Raw genomic sequence first — 12,151 nt, 5'->3', positions numbered from 1 at the left:
GTGTACGCTTACCTCATATATTGTTCGCAGTTACCTGCTCCGCAATGAGATCAACACTCGATACGGGCGGGCGGCTAACCCTTACCCGACGGGGACTTTCACCCCGCAAGATACGCCGGGCTTCGCCCAGCGCGATAACACCATTAACAGCGACGACTCCCGGATCAATCTATTGCTGGGCTCAAAGAAATTCACCGAGGGCTGGAGCAGCTGGCGCGTTTCGAATATGACGCTGATGAACGTCGGCAAAAACGAAGGCGCACAGATTATCCAGCTGTTCGGCCGCGGCGTACGCCTCAAGGGCTTCCAGACCACCCTGAAGCGCTCTGCGGAACTCATCAATGAACTCAAACAGGCGGGGCTGGAGCGCCCGCGGCATATCGGCATTCTGGAAACCCTGAACCTGTTTGGGGTAAAAGCGGATTACATCGCTCAGTTCCGCAAGGAGCTGGAAGACGAGGAAATCCCGGTCAACCACGGCCTGATCGAATACGAACTGCCTCTGGTGCCCATGAAAGATCTTCCGGGCAACTTGCCGATTATCCGGCTGAAACCGGCCATAGCAGGCAAGGCCATCGGCGGCGCCGGCAGTGCCTTTGTGGAGTTGGCCGAACAGGTGGAACTGTTGCCGCCGGCGGAATTTCTTTCGCGCGGCGAACAGGGCGCTTTTAACTATTTCTGTAACCCTCCTCGTGTGGAGCTGGATTTTTACCCCCGTGTCGGTGCCTTTTCTACAGATATTCAGGGTGAGCGCCAAGTAAAGCGGAAAGCGCAGCGCTTTACCAGCGCACACCTGGCGGTACTGGATATTGAGGCGCTTTATTTCGATTTGCTCGCGTTCAAGCGCGACCGCCGCTGGTCCAACCTAACGCTCTCTCAGGACCGCATCGTCGAGCTACTCTCGGACGACGGCTGGTACCAGCTGCAAGCACCGGATTCGGCAATGGCCCTTGGCGATCTCGGCAAGTTGCCCCTGTGGCACGAGATGGCCGGCGCGTTGCTGCGTAAATATTGCGAGATGTTCTACGGCTATCGCCGCAAACAGTGGGAAGCCGACAAACTCGAATACCGGCCGGTTACCGAAAATAATAAATACCTGTTTGGTATCACTGAGCAGTCACCCAACGGCAGTTATACGCTCACTCTAGACTCACTGCGTCACGAATCGCTGATCAAGCAGCTGGACAACCTGCGCATTCATATCCTCAACGAAGATGTGGCGCAATGGAAAGACAAGGTGCTGGACGGCCTGGAGTTTCTCTGGTGTGAGCGGCATTTCTATCAGCCACTGGTTGCCGCCACGCAGGGACTGGATTTTCAGGTGAGTCCGGTCTCCCTGAACAAGGGCGAAGCGCAATTCGTCAGGGACCTGCAGAAGGCCTGGGAGCAGGATGTCTTCAAGGGCTTCGAGTTGTACCTGCTGCGCAATCAAAGCGGCCAGGGCGCCGTCGGCGCGTTTATCGATGGCGGGTTTTACCCGGACTTTATTCTCTGGCTGGTACGCGATGGAAAGCAACACGTGATATTTGTGGACCCCAAAGGGCTCCGCAACCATACCCCGTCGAGCCCGAAAGTTAAATTCCACAAAACCATCAAGGATATCGAAGCGGGACTTATTCAGAATAATCCGGCCATCAGCAATATCCAGTTGGATGCCTTTTTGATCTCCAACACCCCCAAGGCCACACTGCTTGGGGACTGGCGTGATGAGAAGGGAAATCCGGTCAGCGAACAGCAGCTGGAAGACTGGAATATTCTGTTTGAGCAGGATGAAGAGGCGGCGATCAGGCAGATGGTGCAGAAAATTGCCTGACTCATCCGGCTGACCTTTCTCGGTATCCAGCCTGGCTTTGCGCATTAAGGCTTTCCGGGGTGCCGAAAATTACGGCGCCCCGGATAGTCAATTTTCCCCGGCCCAGGCTTCGATTCGGGTTTCACATTCGGCGTCAGGCAAGCGCGCTCCGCAATCGAGTATCGCCTGTAATGATTCGGCGAGGTGCCGGCCGTCCAGCAATTTGAGCTCAAAAATCTGATCTATCAACCAGAGCGTACCCCGTACATCCAGATTTGCCGTTTTTCCGGATTTACGCAGCGCGCCATCGCCGGTCAGTAGCGTCCAACACTGCTTATCGGCGACGTAATAACAAGACACATCGGCTAGCGACGAGTTACCTAACTTTCCCCTCAAGGCATAAAGCCCGGCGACTTCCTGGCCGCTCAATTCCACAACTTGAAGTCCCAGGTTGACAAGGTCCGCCCCCGGCGGTTGGCGCAGCTCGTGGTGAACGAAGTCAGTCGTCACAAATTCAAAAGGCAACTGAAACACCAGCTCCAACAGGCCGCCGTAGTGTAAATCAATCCAGATGTTGGTATCAGAGACCAGAACCTTCGTCGACATCCTGGTCTCCGTCATCTGGCCCTACATTGGCAATTACTTTTTCTATTGCTTCCAAATCGGTATTCAACAGCTCCGCGGCCCGGGATGGGGTTACCAGCTCCTCCGCCAATGCGCGGTAAACCAACTGTCGCAATCTAAATGATTCCTCACTAGCAAGGGGCCGCGGCTCTCTTTTTCGCCAGCCACGACTCGACCAGAATCGGAAAGTGGACTGATAAACGGCCTGGGTGACGATGCTCAGATCATAAAGTCGGCGCAGAATGGCCTGAATGGAAATACCCCATTCCCGCTTGGCCAACAGGAACTCTTCAATAAATATCCGGCCGCGGTGCTCCCCGAACGCCTCTATCACCTGATCCCGTGGAAACAGGAATGCGCTGGCGAAGCGGTGGCACAGCTTCTCTTCTATATCGGTACCGTGGATTTCTTCTGGAAAGCGCATGACCAGGTGGCCGAGCTCGTGGGCCAGATTGAACCGCTGCCGCTCTCCCGGCCTTTCCAGGTTGGATACGATGGCAGCATCCCTACCGTTGTTGATCTCGGTGCAGAGACCATCGAACCGCTCGTGCGCCTTCAAACCAATGACCTTGACCCCGTGTTCCTCGAGGGTTTCGGTCAGGTTGGCAATCGGGTTGGTACCCAACTTCCACTGCTGGCGTATGGTTTCGGCGGCTTTTTCCGCCTCTTCCGGGGTTTCCACATCTATAGAATGCAGCCACACGCGGGCCCCTAACCCCTCCGGCTCCAGCTCAAACAGTGACTCCGCAGCCAAGTAGCGCTCCAGGTGCTCCCGCACCCGTTCCTTGACCGAATCCTGCTGGCGCTTGCCAAAAGTGGAGTGCTTCCTGAAGTCCACACTCCCGAGTACCACTTCACTCTGGCGGAAAAAGTACTCAGGCTTTACCCCCAGAACATCCGCCAGCTTGATCAAACGGGTGGAGTTTGGCGCATCTTTCCCTTTTTCATACTTGGAAAGCGCCTGCTTGGTGATATCCCCCAGCGCGTCCGCCACCTGCTGGAGAGAGAGCCCTTTGAGGATGCGCGCGCGCTTGATGCGTTTATGCAACATATCTGCCTCCAGACACGACAACTGTCATTTCATTATAGTTATAATCAACCTTGGGTTGACAACCTTACGAAAAAGTTGACATTTGTCAACTTTAAAAATAAGCTAAGCCCATAGCTGGCACGACTATGTGATCTAGCTAACAAAATTAGGGAGGGGTAGTGGGCTGGAGGCCTGAAGGATTCCCGGCCCGGGGTGCAGCCCAAGCCGGGAGGTGCGCAAAAGAAGCGGACTCACCATGGCGGCCCGCCTCTCTCTAACGCCTGCACTCTTGCCATTGCAGGGCGAACTCTAGACTCCGCCCCGCAATTAATCAAGCTGGAGTTGCCAAGGCCATGCTGCGGAGATTGAGCTCATGGCACGCAAAAACGCTGACTATGAAATCATTTTCCGCCCTTACATCCGGAAAAACGGAAAGATCATTCGCCCCAAGAAGGGCAAGGTCTTCCCGATCCGGGTGCCTAAGCGGCGGCGCTAAAAAGCAGGCGGAGGGCGCGTCCCTCCGCCTGCTTCCACATCATGAGCCCAACCCAAATTGGGCTGTCAACGGGCAATTTGGCTTGCCAAGCAGCCCCCCTGCGAGTAGGCCACTTATCAAGAACCAGAAGGTTTCAATTTGACCAGGTTGTTCAACACACCCTCCAGCCCCCCATAAACGGATATCTTGTCGATCCGCGCAGTCACCCGCTCCAGCGCCTCGAGCTCCTTCAAGCGCATCAGAACCGGGTTGTTTTCCATCATCTTGGCGGTGTTATGCAGTGATCGCATCGCCTGGGTTTCCTCCCGGCGCTTGATCAGGTTGGCTTCGGACTCCTTTTGGGCCTCCACCACCTGATTGAGGATCTGCTTCATATCACCCGGCAGAATGATGTCTTTCACGCCAACGGTCACGATTTCGATGCCGTACTGCGCCAGTTTTTCGCGCGCATCCCTGGCAATGCCGAGGTTCAGGCTGTCTTTGTCTTCCAGCAGCTCGTCGAGGCTCTGGGTGCCCACGGCTTCGCGCAGGCGCAGCTGGAGTTCCCTGTAGATGAACGCGGCATAGTTTCCCAGCTGCAGCACGGCCTTCTCGGGGTCCAGTACCCTGTAGCTGGCGCTCAGGTTGATGCGCAGGCTGACACGGTCTTTGGTCAGAATTTCCTGGCCGCTGACTTCCACTGTCTGCAGGCGCAAGTCCACCAGCTGTACGCCGATTGAGCGGTTGCACTTCCAGAAGCCGTAACTGCCGGGACGCAGCTGTTGTTCCAGCTTGCCGTTTACCGTCAACAGGCCCAGGTGTTCGTCCGGCACTTCGACATAGTGAATTGCGGACGTCGCTGCTGCGCTTTTACTCGCTTTCGAACCGCGGCCGAGCAGGCTGACGAGCTTCTCGTCCAGGATGTAGTCCTCGCTGATATCGATGATATCGACGCGAACCTTCTCGACTCCTTTCCACACAGGCAGAAAGGTGCCCGGGTTGAGGACTTCCACCAGGTGCCCGTCGCGGTAGAGCAGGCCGACCTGGGTGTCGTTCAGCTCGTAGGCTTCCAGATAGGGTTCGAGCTTTTCGGCGTGTGTGTTGAGCAGGAACTTGGCACTAAGCTGGGTATTGCTGCGTTCGAACAGTACATCGCTGATATCGTAGGTCTCAACGCGGGTTTTGCCGGCCAGTTGCATTACGCGATGGCGGCCCGGTTCGAGGACCCGTATAAACCGGTTTCTGCGAAATAGAAATGCCCGCTCGTTATCGGCGATATCTACGCATTTCCAAATGATCATTTTACTTCTCCTTATACTGATTACCTTTAGCCATATTTGGTGCGCACGGCGCACCCTACAACGCTTTGTGGCAATCGAGGGTGAGGCCCACCCGGAAACACCGAGGGCGACGGTTTGAACAAGGCAGGGCGGGCGGTCATTGGCTGAACCGGCCGGTATCGGGGGAAGCCTGTATGGGTGCTCTCCCGTTCTCCGGCGAATTCCGCTTAACTGATCAACATGCAATGTTGCCCACCGTCGGCGTCGATATTTCCGGTGCCTTGAAACTCCGCCATCCCGCTTCCCCGAGAGGAGGCAATCCAGCGGCGTAACAAGGCCATGGGCCTCTAACTTGAAGGGCTGTTAACCCTGTGGGGACTCGAACCCCAGGCTTTCGCCTTTTCCAGAATGCTCGTGTTTACGACGAGGTTACTTTGACAGGAGTCGAACCTGTGCCCGGCCGATGGTTATCGGCTGCTCTACCCTACTGAGCTACAAAGTAGTGTTCAGGTTATTTCCCCGATCGGTACACAACAAGCCAGGGGCTCTTGTGCCAGGCTGGTTTACAGAACCAGCTCCGCTGATCGGGTATTTTCCCTAAACTCTTTTAGGGTCATTTGTACTTGGCATGACTGGGCTCCCCCTCTCCCTAGCCCTCTCCCCCAAGGGGGAGAGGGGACTGTTTGGGGGAGTAGCTGCCTGTTCTGTAAATGATCCGTATTCTTACCCTGGCACTTCCCCTGTGCGACTGATCTTCCTTAATTCCTATTCAGGAAAGGTTGCGTGGCTCTACACACTGATGGTCCACGCATGGTCACTTTCCTTTTGAACTTTTACCTGGGCACCGGTTAGCTGGCGTATCACTTCGATATTTGTCATCAGGTGCAGGGTGGGTTCCTGTGTCCTGAATATTCCGCCCTTTCCCAGTACCATCGGCAGTAGTATCTGGTCGGCCAGGTGTTCACCGACCGGTACATCGGCCTCCAGGTAGCGGTTCAGCGCCTTGACGGCGCGGCCCGCAACCCGCTCTGAACTGAGCCGCTTTTCACCCACCACTTCGATAACTTCGGTGGTGTGCTCCGACGCAACCCGCAGGGAGACGATGTTTCCCGGACCGGCGGAGTTCACTTCACGCTGGTGCAGGTTCTCCTCGGGCCAGTGGCATTTTTTGCGGATCTGCCGCAGTTCCCGTTCGGCGATATGCCCCGGTATCTGCGAGGAGGTGGCCACGGCTTCGTTTTTCAAAATCGCACCGCGGTCGGTCAGCTCCAGTGCTTCCAGCTCCCGTACGGGCTGGATACGCGCCCTCCATTGGCCGCCGCCCGCCGGGTAGAAGCCAAACCGCTCCAGTTCTGCTTCTGCCCGATATCCCATCTTCTCCATCAGGGGCAGAAAGGACTTTTCGATGAAGTCGAAACTGGGCGCATGGTGGTTATGGGTTCCACCTTCCAGGCAGACTTCGCTAACACCATCGGCCAACAGCAGCGGCAACAGGATCGTCTGGAATACGAGACTGGTGCTGCCGGCGGAGCCTATGGCGAAGCGGTATTCCCCGGATTTTACTTCGCCCGGTTTGAAAACCACCTCAGTCGATCCCAGTTCATCACCGGAAACCTCCGCTGAGCAGGTGGCCTGACTGGCGCGCAGGCAGGCGAGGTGCTGGCGCAGCAGGCCCGGCCTGCTGCGGCCGGCGCGGATATTTTTTATGCGCACCGGCTTCTGCAGGCACATGGACAGCGTGAGTGATGAACGGAAAATCTGTCCGCCGCCTTCTCCCTGTGATCCGTCGATAACCAACATCTTCCTATCCCATTTATCCTGTAACTGCTTAGCCGTCTTTCCGCTTCCGCAGCAGAGGCCCCCTCTCCCTAACCCTCTCCCCCAAGGGGGAGAGGGGACTGTTGGAGTGAGTGGTTACCCTTTTACGCACACCACCTGTTTCAGGGTGTACACAATTTCCACCAGGTCTTTCTGCGCCGCCATCACCTTTTCGATGGGCTTGTAGGCGGACGGCGTTTCATCGATCACGCCGGCGTCTTTTCGGCATTCCACATCGGCCGTCGCTTGCAGGTGCTCCTCCAGCGAGACCATTTTCTTCGCTTTGGTGCGCGACATGACCCGCCCCGCGCCGTGGCTGCAGCTACAGAAGCTCTCCGCGTTGCCAAGCCCGCGGACGATAAAGGAGCGCGCACCCATGCTGCCCGGGATAATGCCCATTTCCCCTTCGCGGGCGCGCACCGCGCCCTTGCGGGTTACCAGCACGTTTGTGCCGAAGTGATTCTCCCGGGACACATAGTTGTGGTGGCAATTGACCGCTTCCGTACGCGCGTCAAAGTCCATTCCCAGTGCGGCTTTCACCGCGTCGATGACGCGGGCCATCATCACTTCGCGGTTGATACGCGCGAAGTTCTGCGCCCACTCCACCGCCTCGACATACTGGTCGAAGTGGTCCGTACCTTCCGGGAGGTAGGCCAGGTCGGAATCCGGCAGGTGTATATGCCAGCGCTCCATATCCCTTTTGGCCATCTCGATGAAATGGGTACCGATGCGGTTGCCCACGCCGCGGGAACCACTGTGCAGCATCAGCCAGACGCTGCCGTGTTCGTCCAGGCACAGCTCGATAAAATGGTTGCCCGTTCCCAGCGTTCCCAGGTGGTTGAGATTGTTGGTGTTCTTCAGCACCGGGTGCTTTTCCTGCAATACATCAAACTGTGCAGCCAGGGGCGCCCATGCGTTCATCACGTCGTCCGGCGCATTGCTCCAGGCGCCCTTGTCCCGGCTTCCCCGGTGTCGCGCCGAGCGCCCGTGGGGCACCGCGCGTTCAATGGCCGAGCGCACGCCCGCCAGGTTGTCCGGCAGTTGCGAAGCCTTGATGCTGGTGCGCACCGCCATCATTCCGCAGCCGATATCCACCCCGACCGCCGCCGGTATCACCGCGCCGAGGGTCGGCACAACACTGCCGATGGTGGCGCCCTTACCCAGGTGGACATCCGGCATCGCCGCCACCCACTGGTGGATAAACGGCAGTCGGGAGATGTTTTTCAGCTGCTCTCTGGCCTCGGGCTCGAAAGGCACCCCGACAGTCCAGGACTTGATGGGTACACCGCCATCCTGCATCACTTCATATGTTTGCTGAGTCATCGCTCTCTCCCTTTCTCAAATGCTTTGCGGTCTTGTTCGCTTGTTTGTTGTCCTGTATCGCGGTGAGAGTATTGCGAGGAGAGTGCCAACTTTTCAGAATGGGCTGAGAAAGTTTTTAACTTATTGATTTATATGTATTTATTTTTAATTTCGGCGGATCAGGCGGCGAGGACCGGCAGAGTTCCGGCCCCTCTTACCTATCTTTTTGAATAGCTAACTAATATATTCGATAACCATGAAAACAGTTGCCATCAGTATTCTCGGAACCACCATGGATCGGCGCGGCAAGGGCGACAAGCGCTGGGACAAGTGGCGGCCGACGGTTTCCATGTGTCAGCACGACGATCTGCTGGTCGACCGGCTGGAGTTGTTGTTCGATAACCATTCCCAGGGCCTGGCCGACCAGGTGACGGAGGATATTGCCCGCGTTTCCCCGGAGACGAAGGTGGTCCACCACCGGGTGAACTTTCCGGACCCGTGGGATTTCGAGACGGTTTACAGCCAACTGCTGGATTTTGCCCGCGGTTATCACTTCAAACCCAACCGGGAAAAGTATCTGGTCCATATCACCACCGGCACGCACGTGGCGCAGATCTGCCTCTATCTGCTCACCGAGGCGGGCTACCTTCCCGGGCAGCTGTTGCAGACGGCTCCGGCCAAACGCGACAGCAACCTGCCCGGGCAGTACCAAATCATTGACCTGGACCTTTCCAGGTACGACCAGATCGCCTCGCGCTTCCAGAAGGAGCACCAGGAAGGCACCGTCTATCTGAAGGGCGGCATAGAGACCAACAATGCCGCTTTCAACCGGATGATTGAGCAGCTGGAAAAGGTTTCCATCCGCTCCAATGCCCCCATCCTGATTACCGGCCCCACCGGCGCAGGCAAGACACAGCTGGCGCAGCGGGTGTACGAGTTGCGCAAACAGCGCGGCAAACTCGAGGGACGGCTGGTGGCGATCAACTGCGCGACCCTCAAGGGTGAAAACACCATGTCCGCGCTGTTCGGCCACAAGAAGGGCGCCTTTACCGGCGCCACCGCCGATCGCGCCGGCCTGTTGAAGGAGGCCCACAAGGGGTTGCTGTTTCTGGATGAGATCGGCGAGCTGGGGCTGGACGAACAGGCGATGCTGTTGCGGGCGATTGAGGACAAACGCTTTATTCCGTTCGGATCCGACAGAGAAACCAGCAGCGATTTCCAGTTGATTGCCGGCACCAATAAGGATCTGGCCCGGAAAGCCAGAGAGGGGACCTTTCGCGCCGATTTATTGGCCCGAATAGATCTGTGGACCTACGAACTGCCGTCCCTCAAGGACAGGATCGAAGACCTGGAGCCCAATATCGATTACGAGATCGAATCCTTCTCCAATAAAGCGGGGCACCTGGTGAGCTTTAACAAAGCCGCGCGGGAAAAATACCTCTCTTTCAGTCGCTCGCCCGAAGCCACCTGGTCCGCGAATTTCCGCGACCTCAACGCCAGTATTACCCGTATGGGGACACTCGCCGACGGTGGGCGAATTACCGTGGAAGTTGTCAATGAAGAGATCAGCCGGTTAAAACGCAAATGGCAGACCGCCGCCGATATTGAACACAGTCCGAAACCCGAAATCGAACGCGTGTTAGGGGCTGGTAGCGGCGAGGAAATGGATTACTACGACCAGTTAAAACTGGCCGCATTGATCGGGATCTGCAAAAACTCTAAGTCGATGGCAGAGGCCGGAAGAAGGCTGTTCAACGTAAGCCGGAAGGCGAAAAAGTCGAACAATGATTCCCACAGGGTCAAGCAGTTGCTCGGTAAGTACGGTATAAAATTCGAAGATCTGACAGTGTAGGGTAGCCCTACTTCGAGAGCCATGATATCGAGAATCCAGCGGGTGGCCGTCCTGGTCCAGTATGCCGTGAGCATACTCGGCGAATCGGTTGCGGCGCTGACCGGTGCCCGACACCAGAGCCTGTCGGCGGTCATGCCGACAATCATTGCATCAATGGATCGCCATTCTGTTATCTCCTCACACGGGTGAAATCCGGGCGTTTCCGCTCAGCGTTGGGTTTCTCCGCTCCCTGGGGGCCGCGGTTGAAACCCGGAGGCGATGTTTAAATTTTCCGTATTGAATCGCGCTGCATTTTGGCTCTCCGACAGTCAATCCATGTGACGGCGCGACGACACAGCTGTCACTGCCGATTACTACATCAAGGGTTTTCTTTCGATGGGCTCCGCTTGTGGACGGAACACTGCCGGTCCCCGCACTTCTTTCGCTGCTGGAAATCCCGACTCAGGACCGCCAGGGTGATGGTGCGGAAACGGTTCAGCAGCAGCGCCTCGGCCTCGGCAAAGGCGTCATTCATAGCCGCATTCACCGCCTGCTCCACCAGGCAGCCGGGCGCCTCGCTACGATGGCCGAGGGCGAGTACACCGGGCGCGCCGAGGGCGAGGTGGATGTCGTAGAGGGTGACGGATTCCAGGTCGCGGGCCAGCCGCCGCCGTGGCCCTTTTCAGATTGCACCAGGCCCTGCTTGCGCAGGCCGCCCAGAATGCGCCGGATCACCATGGGATTGGTGTGCATCATGCCCGCGAGGGCATTGGACGTGACGGGGCCTTCGGCTTCGGCCATATGCAGGAGTACGTGGAGTACGCCGGATAGTCTGCTGTCTCTCTTCATGTAACCTAGAATATTACATGAACTGGGTAGGCGCGATTCCGGGCGGATTGGGGAGATGATTCGGGGAATCGGGAGTCAAACGGGCTGGGCTTGCGCTCTGGTGGGAGGCAGCTGCACCCATCGACATCAATCAGTTTGCATGCCTATAAAGCGGCGCTTAGTGGTCTATTCAACCAGGAACCCCACGGGTAAAACCTCAACTCTTGAACCTGACCGTTGGCAAATGATCGCCCACATAGCCAATATGAACCGTTTGTTCATTCACAATCGGAAAGAAATAAATTCGCTTGTTTGCCGCCATCAACTTTGAATGCAGTGAGAAGCGGCGAACTTCTCCGTCCAGGCACCCGAATTCCCTGCGCTGCCCGTACATTTCCAGGGTTGGCTGAGACTCCGTGGACCAGCTTATTCCCCGCGGGGCGAATGCGCCGCTCTCCAGGTCTTTCATGGTTGCATTCAAGACATCAAGGTGCCGGACGATTTCCGGGAAAAAGGGTTCGGAGCCGGTCATCGCCGTCAACTGACTTTGCGCGGATTTTCCGAAGGACAGGCTCGGGAAGAACAGGGGCGCCTTCTCCAGCAACGCGGGACCGCTGGATATATCCAGAAACAGGCTTTCCCTGAGACTGTTCCGGTGTGTTTCAAGGTGCTCCAACGAGGCGAGGTTGACTACATTGATCTGGCTTTCTTCTTCTCCGACATCATCGGCCTTATAGAAGCTGACCACCAAACTATCGTCGGAAAACGCTGGGTCGGCGTCCAGGGAAACCGTGCAGGTATTCCACAGGGAAGCGAGGCCCAATCCAAAAACCTCGGTGCCCTGAAACTTATACTCGACCAGAAAATCGTCCTGCGCATCCTCCAGCAGGTCCTCGATGTAAGGTCCTTTTGACGCGGCTAACAGGAGATTTCTTTGCAGATCACGATCCGTATCTATGCTTCTGTCAATGGCCCAGTTTTTTATCGTGTAGCCTGTCGATATCGTGCGCGTGGCAAAATCCCGCGTTACCCGTAACTGGTTGGAAAAGCCAATTTCACTCAATTTCTGAATCAGCAGCGACATCCTTTCCATTGCAGACGCGGCGTCCTGCCTTGAGGTGTAACAGGTGCCTGCGGAAACCTCATTAAATAATTGATCCTTCATGAAATT

The 12,151-nt window shown here is 56.6% G+C and carries 9 protein-coding genes, 1 tRNA gene and 1 pseudogene; 3 read left to right on the top strand and 8 right to left on the bottom strand.

The genetic code is table 11. The features are described 5' to 3' along the window. The coding region (locus tag ACRC0P_RS14185) for a hypothetical protein (protein ID WP_438631955.1) at nt 1-1,813 on the top strand (1,813 nt) is incomplete at its 5' end. An 87-nt stretch (nt 1,814-1,900) separates the two neighbouring features. On the opposite strand, the gene ACRC0P_RS14180 is transcribed toward ACRC0P_RS14185, so the two are convergent. Together ACRC0P_RS14180 and ACRC0P_RS14175 are read right to left on the bottom strand one after the other, a co-directional pair. Beyond that, nucleotides 1,901-2,398: a hypothetical protein gene (locus ACRC0P_RS14180; RefSeq protein ID WP_438631954.1), complete on the bottom strand. Its 498-nt coding sequence runs from the start codon at nt 2,396-2,398 to the stop codon at nt 1,901-1,903. Further along, a complete protein-coding gene (locus tag ACRC0P_RS14175; protein ID WP_438631953.1) occupies nt 2,373-3,467 on the bottom strand; it encodes a helix-turn-helix domain-containing protein in 1,095 nt (364 codons plus the stop codon). The genes ACRC0P_RS14180 and ACRC0P_RS14175 overlap by 26 nt, the downstream gene beginning before the upstream one ends. Nucleotides 3,468-3,819: 352 nt before the next feature. Here ACRC0P_RS14175 and ACRC0P_RS14170 point away from each other — a divergent pair, with 352 nt between their 5' ends. Then, nucleotides 3,820-3,942: a hypothetical protein gene (locus tag ACRC0P_RS14170; RefSeq protein ID WP_438631952.1), complete on the top strand. Its 123-nt coding sequence runs from the start codon at nt 3,820-3,822 to the stop codon at nt 3,940-3,942. A 116-nt stretch (nt 3,943-4,058) separates the two neighbouring features. Here the strand turns inward: ACRC0P_RS14170 and ACRC0P_RS14165 are convergent, their stop codons facing one another. The 4 genes from ACRC0P_RS14165 to ACRC0P_RS14150 form a co-directional block, all read right to left on the bottom strand. Next, on the bottom strand, nt 4,059-5,222 hold the full coding sequence (locus ACRC0P_RS14165; protein WP_438631951.1) for a slipin family protein: 1,164 nt from the start codon (nt 5,220-5,222) through the stop codon (nt 4,059-4,061). A gap of 408 nt (nt 5,223-5,630) precedes the next feature. Further along, nucleotides 5,631-5,703, bottom strand: a tRNA-OTHER gene (locus tag ACRC0P_RS14160). A 287-nt stretch (nt 5,704-5,990) separates the two neighbouring features. Beyond that, the gene (rtcA, locus tag ACRC0P_RS14155; RefSeq protein ID WP_438631950.1) at nt 5,991-7,001 is read right to left on the bottom strand and encodes an RNA 3'-terminal phosphate cyclase; all 1,011 of its coding nucleotides are present in this window, start codon (nt 6,999-7,001) and stop codon (nt 5,991-5,993) included. 114 nt (nt 7,002-7,115) lie between these two features. After that, nucleotides 7,116-8,342 (bottom strand): RtcB family protein, encoded by a 1,227-nt coding sequence (locus ACRC0P_RS14150; RefSeq protein WP_438631949.1) that lies wholly within the window; start codon nt 8,340-8,342, stop codon nt 7,116-7,118. Between the two features lie 235 nt (nt 8,343-8,577). Between ACRC0P_RS14150 and rtcR the strand changes: the two genes are divergently transcribed. Further along, the gene (gene rtcR / locus ACRC0P_RS14145) at nt 8,578-10,173 is read left to right on the top strand and encodes an RNA repair transcriptional activator RtcR (RefSeq protein ID WP_438631948.1); all 1,596 of its coding nucleotides are present in this window, start codon (nt 8,578-8,580) and stop codon (nt 10,171-10,173) included. A 358-nt stretch (nt 10,174-10,531) separates the two neighbouring features. Here the strand turns inward: rtcR and ACRC0P_RS14140 are convergent. Both ACRC0P_RS14140 and ACRC0P_RS14135 read right to left on the bottom strand, forming a co-directional pair. Continuing rightward, a pseudogene (locus tag ACRC0P_RS14140) lies at nt 10,532-10,953 on the bottom strand (Rrf2 family transcriptional regulator). A gap of 244 nt (nt 10,954-11,197) precedes the next feature. Beyond that, nucleotides 11,198-12,145 (bottom strand): hypothetical protein, encoded by a 948-nt coding sequence (locus ACRC0P_RS14135; protein WP_438631947.1) that lies wholly within the window; start codon nt 12,143-12,145, stop codon nt 11,198-11,200. Between the last annotated feature and the right edge of the window lie 6 nt (nt 12,146-12,151).

The organism is Microbulbifer sp., assembly GCF_051659245.1.
GTDB lineage: Bacteria > Pseudomonadota > Gammaproteobacteria > Pseudomonadales > Cellvibrionaceae > Microbulbifer.
The sequence above is the reverse complement of the archived record's forward strand: the minus strand, read 5'-3'. Positions and strand labels throughout refer to the sequence as shown.

Coding starts and splice junctions, on each gene's coding strand:
- rtcA (WP_438631950.1), bottom strand. CDS start 7,001: ATGTTGGTTATCGACGGATCACAGGGAGAAGGCGGCGGACAGATTTTC.
- ACRC0P_RS14165 (WP_438631951.1), bottom strand. CDS start 5,222: ATGATCATTTGGAAATGCGTAGATATCGCCGATAACGAGCGGGCATTT.
- ACRC0P_RS14135 (WP_438631947.1), bottom strand. CDS start 12,145: ATGAAGGATCAATTATTTAATGAGGTTTCCGCAGGCACCTGTTACACC.
- ACRC0P_RS14170 (WP_438631952.1), top strand. CDS start 3,820: ATGGCACGCAAAAACGCTGACTATGAAATCATTTTCCGCCCTTACATC.
- ACRC0P_RS14150 (WP_438631949.1), bottom strand. CDS start 8,342: ATGACTCAGCAAACATATGAAGTGATGCAGGATGGCGGTGTACCCATC.
- ACRC0P_RS14180 (WP_438631954.1), bottom strand. CDS start 2,398: ATGTCGACGAAGGTTCTGGTCTCTGATACCAACATCTGGATTGATTTA.
- rtcR (WP_438631948.1), top strand. CDS start 8,578: ATGAAAACAGTTGCCATCAGTATTCTCGGAACCACCATGGATCGGCGC.
- ACRC0P_RS14175 (WP_438631953.1), bottom strand. CDS start 3,467: ATGTTGCATAAACGCATCAAGCGCGCGCGCATCCTCAAAGGGCTCTCT.